This window comes from Microbacterium sp. ZW CA_36, from assembly GCF_044987475.1.
Classification (GTDB): Bacteria; Actinomycetota; Actinomycetes; order Actinomycetales; family Microbacteriaceae; genus Microbacterium.
This window is the reverse complement of sequence record NZ_JBJDRL010000023.1, coordinates 31447-51293: the sequence shown is the minus strand read 5'-3', so window position 1 is coordinate 51293 and position 19847 is coordinate 31447. Positions and strand designations below refer to the sequence as shown.

The following is a 19847-nucleotide window of genomic DNA, read 5'->3' as shown; positions in this document are numbered from 1 at the left end:
GGGCTGCGGGCCGGAGACGGCGACGCCCGCTCGCAGACGTCCCTGACGAGGACGGCGGTGCGGGGGTCGCCTAGAGTCGGCGCTCGCCCAGACGGCGTCGGCGCGCGGGAGCGACGCTCGGAAGGAGCGTCGGAAGTCCCTGGGTCGCCGAAGGCATGGGCCGACGATAGCCGCCCGGTCGCGGCATCCGCAAATCGAATGCGAGCGCGAGCGGCTCTCGCCGGGATCACACCAGGAGCTCGCGCAGCAGCCCGAGCTCCTCGTCGCGCGTGAGACCCGCGCGGCGCTCGCGGGCCAGGCCGCGCTCGCGTTCGTCCGCCAGCGTGCGCGCGAGCGTCTCGCGCAGAGGGCGCAGCCGGCCCCCCAGCAGCCGGTACGCGGTGTTCGAGCGGGTCCAGAAACCCGGCATGCCGGCGGGCAGCCACAGCGGCAGCGAGCGCGGACCCATCCAGTACGCCACCCCCTGCGCCTCGAGCCAGGCATCGTCCGCCGACACGACGGATCCTGTGTGCCCGGCCACCTCACGGGCGTCTGCGAGCAGCCGGTCGAGGCCGACGGGATCGCCCACCGCGTTCACGACGCCGGTCCACCGCTCTCGCCCGATCGCCTGCACGAACTCGGCGAGGTCGTCGACATCGATCACCTGCGCGCCACGATCCGGCGTCTCTGGCGCGAGCACATCCTCGTCGCCGGCGAGTGCGAACCGCCCGACCCAGTAGCCGAACCGGTCGGTGGGGTCACCGGGGCCCACGATGAGGCCCGGGCGAACGATCGCCGCGCGGAAACCGAGCGACTCTCGGACGGATGCCTCGGCCCGCACTTTCGCGCGACCGTAGTCCTCGTCCGCGCCGGGGTCGCCGAGCGGGAGCAGTCCGGCAGATTCGTCGGCGCCGGGCTCGTCGTCCGCGGCGTAGACCGACACCGTCGAGATGTACGTCCAGTGCCGCATCCGGTCGCTCAGCGCCTCGAGGGCGGATGCGACGTGCGCCGGATTCGATGAGACATCGACGATCTCGTCCCAGTCCCGGCTCGCCACCGGGGCGTAGGCGTCGGCTGCGTCCCGGTCGCCGACGACGAGAGCGGCGCCGTACGGTGCCTCCCGCCCGCCTCGAGCGAGGCAGGTGACGGCGGCGCCGGCATCCGTCCACCGCTCGGCGATGCGCCCGCTCAACCAGCCCGTCCCGCCCAGCACCAGCACGTCGGTCATGTCACCACCCAACCAGACGCGCTCGCGGGGTGGCCAGAGCCCCGGCCCCGTCGCCGGACCCCTGCAGCCCGTGCTCTCAGCGTCCGTCGGCGGGGAGCACGGCATACTCCACGGCGAACACGTCGCGCGCCCGACGCCAGGAGAGAAGCTCCAGTTCGTGGGATGCCGGCAGGTCGGCGAACAGCGGGATCCCACCGCCCACCAGCACGGGAGCGATGTGCAGGAGGAGCAGGTCCACGAGGCCGGCGCGGAGGAACTGCTGCGCCGTGTGCGGACTTCCCATGATCACCACCTCGGCGTCGCCCGCGACGGCCTTCGCCTGCGCCAGGATGCTCGACGGCTCGCCCGAGACGTAGGTGAACAGCGTGCCGTTCCTGGCTTCGGGTGCCCGAGACTCGTGCGTCACCACGAACACCGGGCTCGAGAAGACGTCATCGTCGCCCCATGGCTCCTGGCCTGCGTCCCAGGTGCGGCGGCCGAAGATGATGGCGCCCGCGCTGCGGAATCGTTCGACCAGTTCCCTCGCGACGTCGTCGCCGCCCTGCGGTCCGGCATCGTCGAGCCACCGATGCAGCCGGGACAGGTCGTCCCCGGGTGCGGCCGCGTACCCATCGACCGAGACCGTGACGTACAGCACCGTCGAGCCCATGTCTGCCCCTCCTCCCACCGCCGGAGCTTCCGGCGTCAGAAGACTACGGCGCAAGTGGTCCAGTGGTATGGTCCACTGGGATGTCGCAGAACTGGACCACTTCGGATCTCTCGCTCGCGCTCGCCGTGGCAGCCGGCCCCCGGTGGGGAACACGGCTGCAAGCCGCGCTGCGGGACGCGGTCCGCGCCGGCGTCCTCCGCGAAGGAGACGCAGTGCCGTCGACGCGCGAGCTCGCGGAGCACTTCGGTGTCGCCCGCGGCACCATCGTCCGGGTCTACGAGCAGCTCGGCGCCGAGGGGTACCTGGTCTCGCGCGCGGGTGCGCGCACCCGCGTCTCGTCCGGCGCCGTTCCGGCGAGCCAGACGCCGCCGCCGCGCGCCGGCGTCGCACCGCCGCGCTGGGACCTGCGCCCCGGGGTTCCCGACCTGCGCAGGTTCCCCGCGGCCGATTGGGCATGGGCGCACGGCGAGGCGACGCGGCGGATCAGGTCGAGCGATCTCGACTATGCGGACGGCCGAGGTCACCCGCGGGCAAGGGCGGCGATCGCGGACCATCTGCGGCGCGTGCGCGCCGCCGCGACGGCCGCCGATCACGTGCTGCTGTGCCAGGGGTTCGCCCAGGCGCTCGCTCTGGTGCTGCCCGCCCTCGCGGCGTGCGGCGTGCGCGTGCTCGCGGTGGAGGATCCCGGAGACCGGAGCGTCGATGGCGTGGCCCGGGCCGCCGGCATCCAGCTCGCACCGATCCCGGTGGATGCGGACGGCGTCCGCGCCGACCTGCTGGTGGATGCCGGAGCTCACGCCGTGCTCGTCACACCGGCGCACCAGTCTCCGACCGGCGTCGTGCTGTCGGCAGCTCGCCGGCTCGAGCTCATGGAGTGGGCAGCAGACACCGGCGCCTGGATCATCGAGGACGACTACGACTCCGAGTTCCGCTACGACCGCACGCCGGTCGGCGCGCTCCAGGGTCTCGCGCCCGATCGCGTGGTGCTCATCGGGTCGGCGAGCAAGACGCACGCCCCCGCGACCCGCGTGGGCTGGATCGCGGCACCAGGGCCGCTCGCCGACGACCTCGCCGCGCGACGACTCGTCGCGGACCGCGGCGGCCCTGCGCTCGAAGAGCTCGCCTTCGCCATGCTCATCGAGTCCGGCCGCCACGACAAGCACGTCCGCGCAATGCGGAGCGTCTACTCGGCTCGGCGCGCGGTGGTCCTCAACACTCTCGAACGCCTCCTCCCGACAGCCTCCCTGACCGGACTCGCCGCCGGGTTCCACGGCATCCTCCGCCTGCCGCCGGGCGTCGACGAGCTCAGCGTCGTCGCCGAGGCGACCGACCGCTCGCTGCGCGTCACGGGTCTGGCGTCGTTCGCACGAGCGCGAAGCGATCTGCCGCCGGCGCTCGTCCTGGGGTTCGGGAACATCGACGACGAAGCCGTGCGGGAGGGCATCGCGCAGCTGGGCGAGGCCATCGAGGCGGCGTCACGCGCTCGACCGGCTCGGCCGGGCGGCGGCTGAGGGACCGCGCCGCCGGAACGACGGATGCCGCCCCGTCAGGAGGCGGCATCCATGGTGGACTCGTGCTCGCGCTACTCGCGCAGGGTCGCACCGAAGCGCTCGGTCGCCGCGGCGACGCCGGCCAGCTTCGCCTCGGTGGCCTCGGCGGCGGTGAGCGTCCGGTCGGGAGCGCGGAAGCGCAGCGCGAACGTCAGGCTCTTCGCGCCCTCGGGCACACCCTGTCCGCGGTAGTCGTCGACGAGCCGCAGCGACTCCAGCAGCTCGCCCGCCCCCTCGGCGAGCGCGGCCTGCACCTCGGCGGCCGGCACATCGGCGGGCAGTACGAGCGACACGTCCTGCGTCGCGGCCGGGAAGCCCGACAGCGACGCGGCGACGACCTTCTCGCCCGCCAGCGACAGGACGAGATCGAGATCGAGCTCGGCGACGATCACGCGACCGGGAAGATCGGATGCCTCGGCCACCGCCGGCAGCAGTTCGCCGACGTAGCCCACCTCCACGCGATCCCCCGCGCTCGCCGAGGCGACCGACAGCACGCCCGTGCGGCCGGGATGCAGCGCGGCGCGCTCCGACTGTGCCACGTCGATCGTGACGCCCGCCGCCGCGGCGATGGTGCGGACGGCGTCCAGAGCATCGGCGAGCTCTGCCGCCACTGGCGCCACACCGGGCTGCTTGGCCACGAGGTTGCCCGTGAGCAGCACGGCGATGTGCCGGTGCTGCGGCGGGATGGAGGCGTCGAGCTCGGTCAGCGTCGCGGCATCCGGGCGCACGGCCAGCGGGGGCACGTGCGACGTGCCGTACTGCACTCCGGGCTCGGGGAGGAAGACGACACCGGTCTCGAACAGCGACAGGTCGGTCAGTCCGCGCGCCACGTTGCGGTGCGCGACCTGGAGCAGTCCCGGCACGAGCGAGCGGCGCAGGAACGGCGACTGGCCGTCGAGCGGGTTCGCCAGCTTGACGCTCGGCAGGTGCTCGCCCGAGGGCGAGCCGTGCAGGTCGTTCTGCTCCTCGGTGGTGAATCCGAACGACGGCGTCTCGACGTACCCGGCGGCCGCGACCGCGTTGGCGACCCGACTGCGGCCCTGCTGGGCGGGGGTGAGCCCGCGGCCCGACGGGGGCAGCGGCAGCACCGACGGGATGCGGTCGTAGCCCTCGATGCGGGCGACCTCCTCGGCGAGCGTCCACTTGTCGGTGAGGTCGGGGCGCCACGACGGCGGGATGACCTGCCAGCCGGCGGCGTCGTCCTCGGCCGGCACGACCTCGCAGCCGATGAGGCGGAGCGCCGCCTCGATCTGCCCGGGCGTGTAGTCGACCCCGATGAGGTGCTGCACGAACAGCGGCGGAAGCTCGATGCCGGGCATGAACACCTCGGCGAAGAGCGCGGCGCCGTACTCGTCGTCGCTCGTGCCGCCGGCGTACTCCTCCATCAGGTCGGCGACCCGGCGCGCGGCGACGAACGGCACGAGCGGGTCGACGCCGCGCTCGAAGCGGCGTGAGGCCTCGCTGGGCAGCTTGTGCCGGCGCGCCGTGCGCGCGATCGAGACGGTGTCGAACGTCGCGGCCTCGATGAGCACGTTGCGCGTCGCGTCGCTCATCTCGGTGGCGCCACCGCCCATGACGCCCGCGAGACCGATCGGGCCGGACTCGTCCGTGATGAGCAGGTCTTCGACATCGAGCGTCCGGACCTTGCCGTCGAGCGTCTCGAGCGTCTCGCCCGCGGTGGCTCGGCGCACCGTGATCCCGCCCTGCAGCTTGTCGAGGTCATAGCCGTGGATGGGCTGGCCGAGCTCGAGCATCACGTAGTTCGTGATGTCGATCAGGATGCCGAGCGAACGGATGCCGGCGAGCGACAGGCGCGCGATCATCCACGCCGGCGTGGGCTTGGTGGGGTCGACGCCACGCACGACACGGGCGACGAACTCGGTCACGCCCGCACGGCCGCGGATGGGTGCGGCGTCGTCGGCGGTGACGGGGAAACCCTGGCCGGGTGCGATCTCGTCCCACGCGCGCTCGGCGGGGTCGCGGAATGCGGCGCCGGTCGAGTGCGAGTACTCGCGGGCGACGCCCCGGATCGAGAGCGCGTACCCGCGGTCGGGAGTCACGTTGATCTCGACGGCGACGTCGTCGAGGCCCAGCAGCGAGATCGCGTCGGTGCCGACGGGCGCGTCGATGCCCAGCTCGACGAGCCGGAGGATTCCGTTGTGCTCCTCGCCGAGGCCGAGTTCGCGCGCGGAGGCGATCATGCCGTCCGACACGTGCCCGTACGTCTTGCGCGCCGCGATCGGGAACGGTCCGGGAAGCACGGCGCCCGGGAGCGTCACCACGACCTTGTCGCCCGCGAAGAAGTTGCGGGCACCGCAGACGATGCCGTGCACCGCGTCGCCGCCGTCCGCGGCGGTCTCACCGTCGGGTGCGACGCGCACCTGGCACCAGCGGATCGTCTTGCCGTTGGACTGCGGCTCCTCGACGAACTCGAGCACCTCGCCGACGACGATGGGGCCCTGCAGCTCGAAGCGGTGGACGTCCTCCTCCTCGAAGCCGACGCGCACGAGCGCCGCGAGGACGTCCTCGGGCGAAGCATCCGCCGGAACGTCGGCGTACTCACGCAACCATGAGAGCGGGACGCGCATCAGACCACCATTCCGAACTGCTCGCTGAAGCGGACATCGCCCTCGGCCATGTCGCGCATGTCCTGGACGTCGCTGCGGAACATGAGCGTGCGCTCGACGCCCATGCCGAACGCGAAGCCCGAGTACTCCTCGGGGTCGATCCCGGCCGCCCGCAGCACGTTGGGGTTGATCATGCCGCAGCCACCCCACTCGATCCACCGCGCGCCGCCCTTGAAGGTCGGGTGCCAGAGGTCCAGCTCGGCGGACGGCTCGGTGAAGGGGAAGAAGTTCGCGCGGAAGCGGGTCTTCGCCTCCGCGCCGAACAGCACCTTGGCGGCGTGGTCGAGGGTGCCGCGGAGGTGGGCCATCGTGATGCCCTTGTCGACGACGATGCCCTCGAACTGCGTGAAGACCGGCAGGTGCGTCGCGTCGAACTCGTCGGTGCGGTAGACCCGCCCCGGGCACAGCACGTACAGCGGCAGGTCGCGCTCGAGCATCGAGCGCACCTGGACGGGGCTGGTGTGCGTGCGCATCACGAGGTGTCGCTCGACCGGGTCGACGAAGAACGTGTCCTGCATCTGACGCGCCGGGTGGTCGACGTCGAAGTTCAGCGCGTCGAAGTTGAACCACTCGTGCTCGAGCTCGGGACCCTCCGCGATCTCCCAGCCCATGCCCACGAAGATGTCGGCGATCTGCTCCTGGAGGAGGGAGATCGGATGCCGCGAGCCGACGCGCGCGCGGGCCGCCAACGCGGTGATGTCGACGCGCTCCGCCTCGAGCTTCGCAGCGGTCTCCGCCGCGGCGAGCTCCTCCTCGCGCGCCGCGAACGCCTGGGTCACCCGGCCGCGAGCTTGACCGACGAGCTTGCCGAACTCGGCCTTCTTGTCGTTCGGCACCTCGCGCAGTCGCGCGTTGAGCTTCGCCAGCGGCGAGCCCTCGGCAGCGTGCGCGGAGCGGGCGGCCTTCAGCGCGGCCGTGTCGCCGGCCGCGGCGACGGCGTCGAGCGCCGCCTGAACGGCCGCCTCCACCGCCTCGGGCGTGATCTCGTGAGCATCAGACACGAGAACCGAGTCTACCGAGAGCGGATGCCTCGCCCCGCCGCGTTCTGTGCGGGCTCAGCCGGGTGACCCCGTTCCCCGCTGAGTCACGATGAGCTCGGTGTCTGTGATCTCCTGGGTCGGCTGCTCGGCTTGCGCGATCCGCACGCCGACCGACGAGCGACGCAGTCGCTTCTCGACGGTGTTCGCGACGAACGAGAGGATGAGACACAGGCCGATGTAGATCGCGCCGACGATCATCGTCGCCGGGATGATCGGCGACCCGAGCTCTGACTGCGAGCCGATGAAGCGTGCGTAGAACAGCAGCTCGGGGTAGGTGATGATGAAACCGAGCGCCGTGTCCTTCAATGTCACGACCAACTGGGCGATGATCACCGGCATCATTGCTCGGATCGCCTGCGGCAGCAGCACGAGCTGCATGACGCCGGACTTGCGAAGGCCGATCGCGTAGCCGGCTTCCTTCTGGCCGCGCGGGAGCGACTCCACGCCGGCACGGATGACTTCGGCGAGAACCGAGCCGTTGTAGGCGATGAGCGCGATGACGACGGCCCAGTAGGGCGCCATCCGAATTCCGATGACGGGGAGCCCGTAGTACAGCAGGAACATGAAGACCAGGACGGGCACGGCGCGCAGGAACTCCACGACCGCACCGACGGGCACGCGAATCCACGCGTGATCGGACATCCGGCCGATCGCGAGCGCGAAGCCCAGGATGAGTGCGCCGATCGCGGCGACGGCGAACGCGGCGAGCGTGCGGAGCGTGGCCAGGCCGATCTGGACCCACACGTTCGTGTAGGTGAAGGCCTGCCACTTCTCGGCTGTGAACTGGCCGGTGTCGATCAGCCGCCAGAGGAAGAAGCCCAGGACCGCGGCGACCACGACGACGGTGATGACACCGAGGATGCGGTTGCGGACGATCGCGCGGGGTCCGGGAACGTCGTAGAGGACGGAACTCATCGGGCGACCCTCCACTTGTTCTCGAGCGCTCGCTGCGCCCAGGAGAGCAGCAGGACGAGCACGACGAAGATGATCATGACCCAGATGATGACGAGCATCTGGTTGGCACCGCGCTCGCTCAGGTAGTTTCGGGCGGCGCCGAGGTTCACCACGCCGAAGCCTGCGGCTACGGTCGTGTTCTTCAGCAGTGCGATGAAGACGCTCATCATCGGCGGGATCACGGAGCGGAACGCCTGCGGCATGACGACCAGCGTCATGACCTGCCCGAACGTGAGGCCGATGGCACGTGCCGCTTCGGCCTGACCGACCGGAACGGTGTTGATGCCCGAGCGAATCGTCTCGGCGACGTATGTCGCCGTATAGATGCCGAGCGCGCACACGGCCAGCGTGAGGGACACGTCGGCAGTGAGACGAAGTCCGAGCAGCGGCGGAAGCGCGAAGGCGAACGCGAAGAACACCAGCGTGAGCGGGGTGTTGCGGATCGTGTTCACGTAGAGCGACCCCATGCTCCGCGCTACCGGGATCGGCGAGACGCGCATCGCGCCCACGGTGATCCCGAGGATGAGAGCCAGGAGCCCTCCCGCGACGAACAGGATCAGCGTCCCGATCAGGCCTTCGGCCCAGACATCCCAGTTGTCGGTGATGACGTTCAGCGGCCCACTCCTCTCGTAGTCGTCACGCCGGGGAGGTGGTGGCGACGCGTGAGGCGCCGCCACCACCGTGCGTCACGAGGCCGGGTCGACCTCGGGCTGCGTGCCCGTGATGCCGGCGGGCGCCAGGTGCTCATCGAAGAGCGCCGTCCAGACGTCGCCGCCGTCGGTCAGCAGCGTGTTGATGTGCTCCACCATGACGGTGTCGCCCTTGGCCACGCCCACGCCATAGCGCTCTTCGCTGAAGGGCTCACCCGCGATCTTCAGCTCGTCAGGACGCTGCGCGACGTAGCCGGCGAGGATCGCCTCGTCGGTCGTGATGGCGTCGACCGAGCCGGCGAGCAGCTGCTCGACGCACTGCGAGTACGTGTCGTACTCGACGGTGTCGCCGGGGTTGAACTCGTCGCGGATGCGCTGCAGCGGCGTCGAGCCCGTCACCGAGCAGACGATCTTGCCCTCGAGGTCGTCGGGGCCGTTGATGTCCTCGTTGTCGGCCGCGACGAGCAGGCCCTGGCCCGTGAGGAAGTACGGACCGGCGAAGTCGATCAGCTCCTTGCGGGTGTCGGTGATCGAATAGGTGCCGACGTAGTAGTCGATGTCCCCGTTCACGAGCGCCTGCTCGCGGTTCGCCGACGGAATGGTGACGTACTCGATCTGGTCCTCGTCGAATCCGAGGGATGCCGCGATCCAGCGTGCGATGTCGACATCGAAGCCGGTGCGCTCACCGGTGGTGGCATCCTCGTAGCCCAGACCGGGCTGGTCGTTCTTGACACCCACGATGACGCCGTCACGCTCGGTCATGGCGTCGAATGTCGGGCTGCCCTCGATCTGGACGTCCGTCGCGACCTCCCACAGCGCGGTGGTGTCGTCGCCGCCGTCGCCGCCGTCTTCGGTCGGGTCCGCACCCGGCGTGCCGCTGTTGCAAGCGGTCAGGGCGATGGCCGCGAGCGCGATTCCCGCGATCGAGGCGCTGATTCGTGTCTTGCGCATGTGATTCCTCCTGGGTTGCGTATGCGTCTTCTTCGTTTCCGCGCCGCTGTGAGGCGCGAGTCTCAGTGGGTCAGGAGCTTCGAGAGGAAGTCTTTCGCGCGGTCGCTCCGGGGGTTCGTGAAGAACTCCTCCGGGGTCGCCTCCTCGACGATCTGCCCGTCGGACATGAAGACGACGCGATCGGCCGCCTTGCGCGCGAAGCCCATCTCGTGGGTGACGACGATCATCGTCATGCCGTCCTGGGCGAGGCCGACCATGACGTCGAGCACCTCGTTGATCATCTCGGGGTCGAGCGCGCTGGTGGGCTCGTCGAAGAGCATGACCTTGGGCTGCATGGCGAGGGCGCGCGCGATCGCGACGCGTTGCTGCTGTCCGCCGGAGAGCTGCGCCGGCAGCTTCGCCGCCTGCTGAGCGACACCGACGCGCTCGAGCAGCTGACGTCCCATCTTCTCGGCATCCGCCTTCTTCATGCCCCTCACCTTGAGCGGCCCGAGCGTGACGTTGTCGAGGATCGACAGGTGGGCGAAGAGGTTGAAGGACTGGAACACCATGCCGACGTCCGCGCGCAGCGTCGCCAGCTCCTTCCCCTCCTTGGGAAGCTCCTTGCCGTCGATCGTGATGGTGCCGCTCGTGATCGTCTCGAGGCGGTTGATCGTGCGGCACAGGGTGGACTTTCCAGACCCCGACGGGCCGATCACCACGACGACCTCGCCGCGATTGACCGTCAGGTCGATGTCCTTGAGTGCCTGGAAGTCGCCGTAGTGCTTCTGCACGTCGGTGATCTGGACCAGGGGATCGCCGCGACGGACGTTGATGTTCGACGTCTTCGGCGAGCTGTCATCGGGCGTCGTCATACGGTCACCCTATGGCGCCGCGGGGAGGCTCTACCAGTAGCGCGCCGCGTCTTTACCGTGTTGTAACAGCGCGGGAACAGCGCAGGGTCAACCGGCGGCGCGCTGCGCGAAGGCGGTCTCGTACAGGCACACGCTGGCGGCCGTCGCGAGGTTCAGCGACTCGGCGGCGCCGTAGATCGGCAGTCGCAGCGAGAGGTCCGCCAGCGCGAGGGCGTCGTCGTCGAGGCCGCGGGCCTCGTTGCCGAACAGCCACGCGGTCGGCTCGGCGAGCACGTCGCGGGCGGCGAGGAAGTCCCCTCCCCCGACGTCGGCCGCGATGACGCGGACTCCGGCCGCGCGGGCCTTCTCGACCGCCGTCGCGAGGTCGACGCCGACGGCGACCGGCACGTGGAAGAGCGAGCCGGTCGTCGCGCGGACGACCTTCGGGTTGTAAGGGTCGACCGTGCGCCCGGTGAGGATGACGGCATCCGCCCCGGCGGCGTCGGCCGCCCGGATGATGGTGCCGAGGTTGCCCGGGTCGCGGACCTCCTCGCAGATCGCGACAAGGCGCGGTGACGCCGCGAACACGTCGCGGACCGACGTCGGCGACTGCCGGGCGACGGCGACGATCCCCTGGGGCGTCACGGTGTCGGCCATCGCGTCGAGCACCGCCTCGGTCGTGTACACGACCTCCAGACCGGCATCCATCGCGGCGTCGCGCAGGTCGGTGTGCTTCTCGAGTGCGGACGGCGTGGCGAAGATCTCCACGAGCGTCTCCGGACGGTACGCCAGCGCCTCGCGGGCCGCCTGCGGCCCCTCGAGCAGGAACAGCCCCGTCTCCTGACGGGCGCTCCGCTTGGTCAGCTTCGCGACGGCGCGGACACGCGGAGAGCGAGGGTTCTCGAGCACGGCATCAGTCTAGGGTCGCGGCATCCTCCCGCCGCCAACTCAGCGCGAGACCCCAGCGCACGGACGAGACGGTGGGAGAACCCCGGGGTCTCGTCCGTCGGGTGGGGTCTCGCCGCCAGCGCGGAGCGACGGAGCGGGGAACGCGGGAGCGACGGAGCAGGGAACGCGGGGGCGGCGGAGCAGGGAACGCGGGGGCGGCGGACGCGAAAAGGGGCGCCCTCCGTGAGGAGGACGCCCCTTTCGAGACGGCGAACCGGCGTCAGGCGCTCTTCGGAGCGTTGACGTTCTCGGGCAGCGCCTTCTTGGCGGTCTGGACGAGCGACGCGAACGTCTTGGGCTCGTTCACCGCGAGCTCGGCGAGCATGCGACGGTCGACCTGCACACCCGCGAGGCCGAGGCCCTGGATGAAGCGGTTGTACGTGATGCCGTTCTGGCGGGCAGCGGCGTTGATGCGCTGGATCCACAGACGGCGGAAGTCGCCCTTGCGCTTGCGACGGTCGCGGTACGCGTAGACGAGCGAGTGGGTGACCTGCTCCTTCGCCTTGCGGTACAGACGCGAGCGCTGGCCCCGGTAACCGGAGGCGCGCTCGAGGATGACGCGACGCTTCTTGTGGGCGTTGACGGCCCGCTTGACTCTAGCCATTTCGATTGATTCCTATTCCTGCGTCGGCGCTCAGAGGCCGAGGAGCTTCTTGGCGACCTTGGCGTCGCCCTTCGCGAGGACCTGGTCCTGCGACAGGCGGCGGGTACGGCGGCTGGGCTTGCCTTCGAAGTTGTGGCGAAGGTTCGCCTGCTGCTTCATGAGCTTCCCGGTGCCTGTGACCTTGAAGCGCTTCTTGGCGCCCGAGTGGGTCTTCTGCTTCGGCATCTCTTCTTCCTTCGTTTCACTTCCCGCCCAGGCGGGAGTCGGTATCCCGCGGTGCGGGAGTCTGTAGGGGCCTATTCGGCCGTGGCGGTCTCGGACTCGGCGGCCGGAGCTGTCTCGGCTGCGGTGTCGGAGCTCTCCGAGTCGGCGTCGCCCTGCGGGCCACCGCCGCTGCGGGCGGAACGCGCTGCCTCCTTGTTGGCGGCGCGCTGCGCGTTCTGCTCGGTCTTCACCTCGGACTTGTTCTTGTGCGGGGCGACCACCATCACCATGTTGCGGCCGTCGATCGTCGGGTTGGACTCGACCGTGCCGAACTCGGCGACGTCCTCCGCGAACTTGCGGAGGAGACGCACACCCTGCTCGGGGCGCGACTGCTCGCGGCCACGGAACAGGATCATCGCCTTGACCTTGTCGCCCGCCTGCAGGAAGCCCTCGGCGCGCTTGAGCTTGGTTATGTAGTCGTGGGCCTCGATCTTCAGACGGAACCGGACCTCCTTGAGGACGGTGTTCGCCTGATTGCGACGCGCTTCCTTGGCCTTCTGCGCAGCCTCGTACTTGAACTTGCCGTAGTCCATGATCTTGACCACGGGCGGCTTCGAGTTCGGGGCCACCTCGACGAGATCGAGGTCGGCCTCCTGGGCCAGGCGCAGCGCCACCTCGATGCGGACGACGCCGACCTGCTCACCCGCGGGTCCGACGAGGCGGACCTCGGGGACGCGGATGCGGTCGTTGGTGCGGGGATCGCTGATGCGGAACTCCTTGGGTTATGGGTTGGACCACCGCGACACATGTTCATGTCGCGGGCGGAGGAAGATCCACTCCACCCGTCAGACGCTTCGAGCGCCGACTTCCTGCACCCTCTCCTGTGACGGAGCTCCCGCGCGGTTGCCCTGGCGGCTACCCCTCCCGTTTCTGCGTGGCCGCAGGACGGTCGGGGCGGAGTGCATGACCCGGTAGCCTGGAACGGCAAGCGCGGGTGGGATGTGATCCACTTTCCGATCCGGTACAGAACGCACCGGAGACCGCAGCAGTCTATCAGAGAGAACGGCGTGGACACGATTCGAGACCAGGACGGCGATACGACGAGCACGACGGCGGTGGATGCCGAGCGTCAGGCCCGCTGGGAAGAGCAGGAGCGCGCCGCGGCCTCCGCCTCGCGCGACATCGCCGAGGTGCCGGCCGTCGAGGTCATCACGACCGCCGCCGTGCACCTGCTGAGCGCTGCCGCGGTCAAGGTCGGCCTCGCCGACGACCCCGCGACGCAGACCGACCTCGACGAGGCGCGCAAGCTCATCAACGCCCTGGCCGGCCTCATCACCGCGGGCGCCCCCGAGATCAGCGACATGCACGCACGCTCGCTGCGCGACGGCCTGCGTTCGGTGCAGCTGGCGTTCCGCGAGGCATCCGTGATCCCCGATCCGATCGGCAAGGGCCCCGGCGAGAAGTGGACCGGGCCCGTCACTTGACGTGTCGCGGGTCGATGCGAGCGCCAGCGAGCGTTGATGTGCGACGGGTCAAGGTTGAGCGAGCGAAGCGCGTCGACACCCACGGCAGGCAGACCTGACGACGGGCGCGATCGCGCTCAGCCCTCGATGCCCAGCGCGGCGGCGCCGCGCGCCACGGCGTCCACCGTGCGGCGCACGGCCTCGGCATCGGTGCCGTGATTGCTCACCGCGAAGCGCACCACCGTGCGGCCGCGCCACACCGATGACGAGGCCCAGACCGTCCCCTCGTCGCGCAGCCACTCCCCCAGCGCCGCGGTCATCGCGTCGTCCGGCGCGGCGAGGCTCACCTGGGTGAACACGACGTCGTTGAGCACCTCGAGGCCGGGAATCTCGCCGAACCCGGCGGCGAGCGTCGCCGCGGCATCCGCCAGCCCGTCGATCAGCGCCACCACGCCGTCCCTGCCGAGGGAGCGCAGCGCCGCCCAGACCGGCACGCCCCGCGCGCGGCGCGAGAACTCGGGGACGCGGTCGTACGGATCGGAGACGCTCATGATCGCGGGCAGATACGCGGCGTGCGCCCCGAGCGCAGCCGTCATCGCGGCCTCGTCGCGCACGATCGCGACGCCGCAGTCGTACGGCACATTGAGCGTCTTGTGCGCGTCGGTGGCCCACGAATCGGCGCCGGCGAGTCCGGCGACGAGGTGCTGCAGGCGCGGGCTCGCGGCCGCCCAGAGGCCGAACGCCCCGTCGACGTGCACCCAGGCGCCGCCTCTGTGGGCGACCTCGACCGCGTTCGCGAAGTCGTCGAAGGCACCCGAGTGCACGTCGCCCGCCTGCAGCGCGACGATGGCCGGCCCCGTTCCCTCGGCGAGCGCCCGCTCGAGCCCGCCGACATCGATCCGCCCCTGATCATCTGCGCCGACGGTCCTCGGCGCTCCCAGACCCGCGAGCCGACCTGCCAGCACCATCGACACGTGGACGGCGTCGCCCGCGAGGAAGCGGATGACGGGTGCCTGCTGGATCCCGGCCGCGGGGTCCGCGCCGGCGCCGCGCAGGACGGCGTCACGTGCCGCGACGAGGCACGTGAAGTTGGCCATCGTCCCACCCGTCACGAATCCCACACCGCTCCCGGCGGGCAGGCCGAGCAGTTCGAGGAGCCAGGAGGCGGCGACCTCCTCGACCGCGGCAGCCGCCGGGGTCAGCTGCCGCGCACCGGCGTTCTGATCCCACGCCGAAACCAGCCAATCCGAGGCGAGCGCAGCCGGGTAGGTCCCGCCGATGACCAGGCCATAGAACCGCGGCGAGCCGAGCGCGATGAGACCCGGCCCGGCTGCGTCCGCGAGCTCCTCGACCACCGCCGTCGGCGGCATCCCCTCATCGGGCAGGACGTCGGGCAGCCTCGTCAGAATCCCGTCGGCGTCGGCCTCCGGACGGATCGGGCGATCGGCCAGCGCCTCCAGCCAGCTCAACGCGTGTCGATGGGCGACCTCGAGCGCCTCCCGGTACTGCTCCACGGTCACGCCGTCGTCCATGCCGGGCCCCCTTCGCCGACCCGATCATCCGCCGCGCGCGGTCCCGGCCGCAAGAGCCGAGGCGAACGGCTGCGCCTGAGCCTGAGCCTGAGCCTGAGCCTGAGCCTGAGGCCATGGGCCCCGCCGCACGGGGGTCGGTTACGCCGGCTCAGGCGCGGACGAGCTTGACCGTGAGCGAGTCGACGAGCACCGCGATGCGGTCATCCGCGGCCCACCGCGAGGCGAGCCGCGCCAGCACGGCGTCGAGCTCGGCCTTCTCGAGGCCGTCCATCAGGTGAAGGCGCACCACGAGCTCCGGCCCGCGGAGGCGTGCGTCGGGGTCGCCGGGCTCCACGGACAGATCGATGACCGCCAGCTCGCCGCCGATGCTGTCGTGCAGTCCGGCGAAGACCTCGGGCGACAGGAAGCTCGGCTCCCACGGCTTTCCCTGGCCGATCGCCCACACGGCTGGGCGACGGATGACGAACTCGGTGTCGGAGCCCGGGTCGAGCACGATGAGATCGGTGTCGTCCGCGGCGGCCGACAGCGCGGTGCGGACGCCGTCGGCGGGAACCGGCCGGGCCTCGGCATCCCATCGCTTCATCGCATCCACGGACGAGAACACCGGCAGCACCCGGCGTCCGTCGGGCGCGGCCACGGTGACGATCGACAGCTCCTGGGTCTTGTCGACCTCGAGGCCGTGGGCGCCGATGCCGTGGTCGCCCTTCTCGGCGACGAGCGGGATGAGCAGGCGGGCCGCCCGGTAGGCGTCGATCACCTCTCGCTGCCCGCCCGAGCCCGCGCGGAACGCGGTGAGTGCCGCCAGCAGCGCCGGGTCGGCGGAGCCGTCGTCGGAGGCATGCGGGTTCGACTGGAAGCTGCGCCCCTCCCAGGGCACGCCGGCGGAGTCGCCGCCGGGTCCGTGACCCGGGACGGCAGGAGGATCAGTATCCGGCGACATCCAGCGCCTCGGCGAGCGTGAACGCGCCGGCGTACAGCGCCTTGCCCACGATCGCTCCCTCGACACCGAGCGGGACGAGATCGCGCAGTGCTGCGATGTCGTCGAGGCTCGACACGCCACCCGAGGCGACGACCGGCTTCGGCGTGCGCGAGGTGAGCTCACGCAGCAGGTCGAGGTTCGGACCCTTGAGAGTGCCGTCCTTGGTGACGTCGGTGACGACGTACCGGCTGCAGCCGGCCGACTCGAGACGGTCGAGGACCGTCCACAGGTCGCCGCCCTCGCGGGTCCACCCGCGGGCGGCCAGGGTCGTGCCGCGCACGTCGAGGCCCACCGCGATCGCGTCGCCGTAGCGGCCGATGACGTCGGCAGCCCACTCGGGGTTCTCGAGCGCGGCCGTGCCGAGGTTGATCCGCGACGCACCGCTCTCGAGCGCAGCCTCGAGGGTGCGATCGTCGCGGATGCCGCCCGACAGCTCGACCTGCACGCCCTTGACCTGCTTGATCACCTTGCGGAGCACGCCGACGTTGCTGCCGCGGCCGAAGGCGGCGTCGAGGTCGACGAGGTGGATCCACTCGGCGCCCTGCCGTGCGAAGTCGAGCGCGGCGTCGACGGGATCGCCGTAGTTCGTCTCGGTACCCGCCTCGCCCTGCGTCAGGCGGACGGCCTTGCCGTCGGCGACGTCGACGGCGGGCAGGAGGACGAGCTTGGGTGTGGACGCGAAATCGTTCATGGCTCCTGGTTCAGGCATCGAAAGCTGTGGGGGGCGGATCCCGGAAGCACGCGCTCCCGCAGACGGCACGGTCTCAGAGGGTAGCCCTGCGAAGCCCGTCGATCCAATTCGCCAGCAGTCGGATGCCGGCATCCCCCGACTTCTCGGGGTGGAACTGAGTGGCCGACAGCGGGCCGTTCTCGACCGCTGCGAGGAACGGTGCGCCGTAGTCGCACCAGGTCAGGACCGGCTGGGGGAACGGCGGCTGGACGTCGAGCAGCCACTTCTGGGCACCGAACGAGTGCACGAAGTAGAACCGCTCGTGCTCGATGCCGCGGAAGAGGCGTGTGCCCTCGCCGGGCTCGACGGTGTTCCAGCCCATGTGCGGCAGGACGGGTGCGTCGAGCTCGGTGACGACACCCGGCCATTCGCCGAGTCCCTCGGTGTCGACGCCGCGCTCGACGCCGCGCTCGAAGAAGATCTGCATGCCGACGCAGACCCCGAGCACCGGGCGTCCGCCGGCGAGGCGACGCTCGATGAGCTCGTCGCCGCGGCTGGCGCGCAGCGCGTCCGCCACCGCGCGGAAGGCGCCGACACCCGGCACGAAGAGGCCGTCGGCGTCGCGGATCAGACCACGATCAGCCGTCAGCCGCGCATCCGCTCCCGCCGCGACCAGCGCCTTGACGGCAGAGTGCACATTGCCCGACCCATAGTCGAGGACGGCCACGAGCGGCCGCTCGCCGCGGGAGGGCGTGCTTTCGCTCACAGGGCGCCCTTCGTGCTCGGGATGCCGTGCACCAGCGGGTCGAGCGCCTTCGCCTGGCGGAACGCGCGCGCGAAGGCCTTGTACTCGGCCTCGGCGATGTGGTGCGGGTCGCGGCCCGACAGCACCCGCACGTGGACCGTGAGCGCGGCGTTGTACGAGATGGCCTCGAACGTGTGGCGCAAGAGGGACCCCGTGAAGTGGCCGCCGATGAGGTGGTGCTCGAAGCCTGCAGGCTCGCCGGTGTGCACGAGGTAGGGGCGGCCGCTGATGTCGACGACGGCCTGCGCGAGCGCCTCGTCGAGGGGCACGAGGGCGTCGCCGTACCGCGAGATGCCGGACTTGTCGCCGAGGGCCTCGCGGATCGCCTGGCCCAGCACGATCGAGATGTCCTCCACCGTGTGGTGCGCGTCGATGTCGGTGTCGCCCGAGGCCCGCACCGTCAGATCGGTGAGCGAGTGCTTGGCGAACGCCGTGAGCAGGTGGTCGAAGAACGGCACCGTCGTGTCGATGCGGCTGCGGCCGGTGCCGTCGAGATCGAGCTCGAGCTCGACGGTCGACTCGCTCGTCGCCCGTCGCAGCGAGGCGGTTCGTGGTGCGGCGCTCATGCCGCCGATCCTACCGAGGCGAGGGCGTCGAGGAAGGCGGTCGTCTCCTCGTCGGTGCCCGCCGTGACCCGCAGGTGCGCCGGGATGCCGACGTCGCGGATGAGCACCCCCTCGTCGTAGAGCGCGCGCCACGTGGCCGCCGGGTCGGCTACTCCCCCGAACAGCACGAAGTTCGTCCACGACTCGTGGGGCGTGTAGCCGAGCGCCTCGACCGTCGCCGAGATGCGGTCGCGCTGCGCGACGATCTCGTCGACCATGCCCAGCATCGTGGGCGCGTGCCGCAGCGCCGCGGTCGCCGCCGCCTGCGTGAGCGCGCTGAGGTGATACGGCAGGCGCACCAGCCGGAGCGCATCGATGAGCGCCGGGTCGGCCGCCATGTAGCCCACGCGCGCACCCGCGAACGCGAACGCCTTGCTCATGGTGCGCGACACGACGAGCCGCTCGCGATCGGGCAGCAGCGTCAGGGCGGACCGCTCGTCGTGCGGCGCGAACTCGAAGTACGCCTCGTCGACGATCACGATGCCGTCCGTCGCCTCGTACACGGCCTCCACCACGTCGAGTCCGAGCGGGGTGCCGGTGGGGTTGTTCGGCGAGCACAGGAACACCACGTCGGGAGAGGCATCCGACACCTGGGCCGCGGCATCGTCCGCCGCGATCGAGTAGTCGGCCGCTCGGGTGCCCGAGATCCACTCGGCACCGGTACCGCGGGTGAGCAGCGGATACATCGAGTAGGTGGGTGCGAAGCCGAAGGCCGTGCGGCCCGGTCCGGCGAACGCCTGCAGGATGTGCTGGAGCACCTCGTTCGAGCCGTTGGCCGCCCAGATCTCGTCGCGGGTGAGGCCGTGGCCGAGGTAGCCGGCGAAGCCCTCGCGCAGGGCTGTGAACTCGCGGTCGGGATACCGGTTCACATCGCTGAGCGCCCGCGCGATCGAGTCCAGGATGTCGTCGGCGACCTCCGGCGGAACGGGATGCGTGTTCTCGTTGACGTTGAGGGCCACCGGCAGCGGCGCCTGCGGGGCACCGTACGGCTTCTGGCCGCGGAGATCGGCGCGTATGGGGAGGTCTTCGAGACGTGCACTCACCTCTCCCATGGTAGGCGCGTGCGGTGCTGCTCGACCGCCGCGTGACGCCGGGCGACGGTCACCCGACCGACGGGAGCGGCTCAGCGTCCGCTGTCGTAGGCTGCCGGGATCGCGATGCTCTGACCGGCCTGCACGACGACGCTGTCGAGAGCGTTCAGTCGCACGAGCTCATCGACGACGTCGCGCGGATCGCGATCGGGGGCGATGTCTTCCGCGATGCTCCACAGCGAGTCGCCGTCAGCCACGGTCACCGTGCTGAACGTACCTGCAGGCGCGCCCGCGTCACGCGAGGCCAGAGCCGCGCCGCCGCCGATGACAGCGGCGCTCAGCGCGATGACGGCGGGCAGAGCGGCGATCGCGGCCAGCACTCTCCGGCCGCGGATCGTGAGGCGCAGTCGCGTCGACGGCGCAGCCGCCGGTCGCATGAACGCCTGCTGCGGAGTGCCCCCGGCGAGCTGCCGTGCCGTGCCGTGCACGCGCTGCGCCGCGACACGCGCGGCGCGCGTCGGCGACGGGACGGATGTCGTGAAGTC

Annotated in this window: 21 protein-coding genes; 2 read left to right on the top strand and 19 right to left on the bottom strand. The window is 70.9% G+C overall.

The genetic code is table 11. The features are described 5' to 3' along the window. Positions 1-226: 226 nt before the first annotated feature. Both ACI3KX_RS11770 and ACI3KX_RS11765 read right to left on the bottom strand, forming a co-directional pair. A complete protein-coding gene (locus tag ACI3KX_RS11770) occupies positions 227-1207 on the bottom strand; it encodes an NAD-dependent epimerase/dehydratase family protein (RefSeq protein ID WP_363357665.1) in 981 nt (326 codons plus the stop codon). Positions 1208-1283: 76 nt separating this feature from the next. Beyond that, positions 1284-1856: a dihydrofolate reductase family protein gene (locus tag ACI3KX_RS11765; protein ID WP_363357666.1), complete on the bottom strand. Its 573-nt coding sequence runs from the start codon at positions 1854-1856 to the stop codon at positions 1284-1286. A gap of 80 nt (positions 1857-1936) precedes the next feature. Here ACI3KX_RS11765 and ACI3KX_RS11760 point away from each other — a divergent pair, with 80 nt between their 5' ends. Continuing rightward, complete coding sequence (locus ACI3KX_RS11760; protein ID WP_363357667.1) at positions 1937-3367, top strand: PLP-dependent aminotransferase family protein; 1431 nt, start codon at positions 1937-1939, stop codon at positions 3365-3367. Positions 3368-3438: 71 nt separating this feature from the next. Here the strand turns inward: ACI3KX_RS11760 and pheT are convergent, their stop codons facing one another. The 10 genes from pheT to infC all read right to left on the bottom strand — a co-directional run bounded on the left by pheT (position 3439) and on the right by infC (position 12984). Continuing rightward, on the bottom strand, positions 3439-5994 hold the full coding sequence (gene pheT / locus ACI3KX_RS11755; RefSeq protein WP_404909883.1) for a phenylalanine--tRNA ligase subunit beta: 2556 nt from the start codon (positions 5992-5994) through the stop codon (positions 3439-3441). Next, positions 5994-7034 carry a phenylalanine--tRNA ligase subunit alpha gene (gene pheS, locus ACI3KX_RS11750; RefSeq protein WP_363357669.1) on the bottom strand — a complete coding sequence of 347 codons (1041 nt, stop codon included), beginning with the start codon at positions 7032-7034 and terminating at the stop codon, positions 5994-5996. Before pheS ends, pheT begins: the two co-directional genes overlap by 1 nt. A 54-nt stretch (positions 7035-7088) precedes the next feature. Beyond that, positions 7089-7988, bottom strand: coding sequence for an amino acid ABC transporter permease (locus ACI3KX_RS11745; RefSeq protein ID WP_363357670.1), 900 nt, complete (start codon positions 7986-7988; stop codon positions 7089-7091). Then, positions 7985-8641: an amino acid ABC transporter permease gene (locus tag ACI3KX_RS11740; RefSeq protein WP_404909886.1), complete on the bottom strand. Its 657-nt coding sequence runs from the start codon at positions 8639-8641 to the stop codon at positions 7985-7987. Before ACI3KX_RS11740 ends, ACI3KX_RS11745 begins: the two co-directional genes overlap by 4 nt. A 72-nt stretch (positions 8642-8713) precedes the next feature. Beyond that, positions 8714-9628, bottom strand: a complete 915-nt coding sequence (locus ACI3KX_RS11735; RefSeq protein ID WP_349427086.1) for a glutamate ABC transporter substrate-binding protein — start codon at positions 9626-9628, stop codon at positions 8714-8716. 62 nt (positions 9629-9690) lie between these two features. Then, complete coding sequence (locus tag ACI3KX_RS11730; protein ID WP_404909882.1) at positions 9691-10482, bottom strand: amino acid ABC transporter ATP-binding protein; 792 nt, start codon at positions 10480-10482, stop codon at positions 9691-9693. A gap of 87 nt (positions 10483-10569) precedes the next feature. Continuing rightward, the gene (locus ACI3KX_RS11725; protein WP_349427084.1) at positions 10570-11370 is read right to left on the bottom strand and encodes an RNA methyltransferase; all 801 of its coding nucleotides are present in this window, start codon (positions 11368-11370) and stop codon (positions 10570-10572) included. A gap of 259 nt (positions 11371-11629) precedes the next feature. Continuing rightward, the gene (gene rplT / locus ACI3KX_RS11720) at positions 11630-12013 is read right to left on the bottom strand and encodes a 50S ribosomal protein L20 (protein ID WP_045297244.1); all 384 of its coding nucleotides are present in this window, start codon (positions 12011-12013) and stop codon (positions 11630-11632) included. A 30-nt stretch (positions 12014-12043) separates the two neighbouring features. Continuing rightward, positions 12044-12238 (bottom strand): 50S ribosomal protein L35, encoded by a 195-nt coding sequence (rpmI, locus tag ACI3KX_RS11715; protein ID WP_349427083.1) that lies wholly within the window; start codon positions 12236-12238, stop codon positions 12044-12046. A 71-nt stretch (positions 12239-12309) separates the two neighbouring features. After that, positions 12310-12984, bottom strand: coding sequence for a translation initiation factor IF-3 (gene infC, locus ACI3KX_RS11710; protein ID WP_349429119.1), 675 nt, complete (start codon positions 12982-12984; stop codon positions 12310-12312). Between the two features lie 348 nt (positions 12985-13332). Between infC and ACI3KX_RS11705 the strand changes: the two genes are divergently transcribed. Continuing rightward, positions 13333-13701: a DUF1844 domain-containing protein gene (locus tag ACI3KX_RS11705; protein WP_163620451.1), complete on the top strand. Its 369-nt coding sequence runs from the start codon at positions 13333-13335 to the stop codon at positions 13699-13701. Positions 13702-13817: 116 nt separating this feature from the next. Here the strand turns inward: ACI3KX_RS11705 and ACI3KX_RS11700 are convergent, their stop codons facing one another. The 7 genes from ACI3KX_RS11700 to ACI3KX_RS11670 all read right to left on the bottom strand — a co-directional run bounded on the left by ACI3KX_RS11700 (position 13818) and on the right by ACI3KX_RS11670 (position 19739). Then, entirely contained in the window at positions 13818-15212 is a 1395-nt protein-coding gene (locus ACI3KX_RS11700; RefSeq protein ID WP_363357672.1) for an aminotransferase class V-fold PLP-dependent enzyme, read from the bottom strand. Positions 15213-15360: 148 nt separating this feature from the next. Further along, positions 15361-16152 (bottom strand): SseB family protein, encoded by a 792-nt coding sequence (locus tag ACI3KX_RS11695; protein WP_363357673.1) that lies wholly within the window; start codon positions 16150-16152, stop codon positions 15361-15363. Further along, positions 16136-16882: a bifunctional 1-(5-phosphoribosyl)-5-((5-phosphoribosylamino)methylideneamino)imidazole-4-carboxamide isomerase/phosphoribosylanthranilate isomerase PriA gene (priA, locus tag ACI3KX_RS11690; RefSeq protein WP_349427080.1), complete on the bottom strand. Its 747-nt coding sequence runs from the start codon at positions 16880-16882 to the stop codon at positions 16136-16138. Before priA ends, ACI3KX_RS11695 begins: the two co-directional genes overlap by 17 nt. Before the next feature lie 73 nt (positions 16883-16955). Continuing rightward, positions 16956-17627, bottom strand: coding sequence for an imidazole glycerol phosphate synthase subunit HisH (gene hisH / locus ACI3KX_RS11685; protein ID WP_404909881.1), 672 nt, complete (start codon positions 17625-17627; stop codon positions 16956-16958). Continuing rightward, positions 17624-18232: an imidazoleglycerol-phosphate dehydratase HisB gene (gene hisB, locus ACI3KX_RS11680; RefSeq protein ID WP_404909880.1), complete on the bottom strand. Its 609-nt coding sequence runs from the start codon at positions 18230-18232 to the stop codon at positions 17624-17626. Before hisB ends, hisH begins: the two co-directional genes overlap by 4 nt. After that, complete coding sequence (locus tag ACI3KX_RS11675) at positions 18229-19323, bottom strand: histidinol-phosphate transaminase (protein WP_363357676.1); 1095 nt, start codon at positions 19321-19323, stop codon at positions 18229-18231. The genes hisB and ACI3KX_RS11675 overlap by 4 nt, the downstream gene beginning before the upstream one ends. 71 nt (positions 19324-19394) lie before the next feature. Next, positions 19395-19739 carry a LysM peptidoglycan-binding domain-containing protein gene (locus ACI3KX_RS11670; protein WP_404909885.1) on the bottom strand — a complete coding sequence of 115 codons (345 nt, stop codon included), beginning with the start codon at positions 19737-19739 and terminating at the stop codon, positions 19395-19397. Positions 19740-19847: the final 108 nt, after the last annotated feature.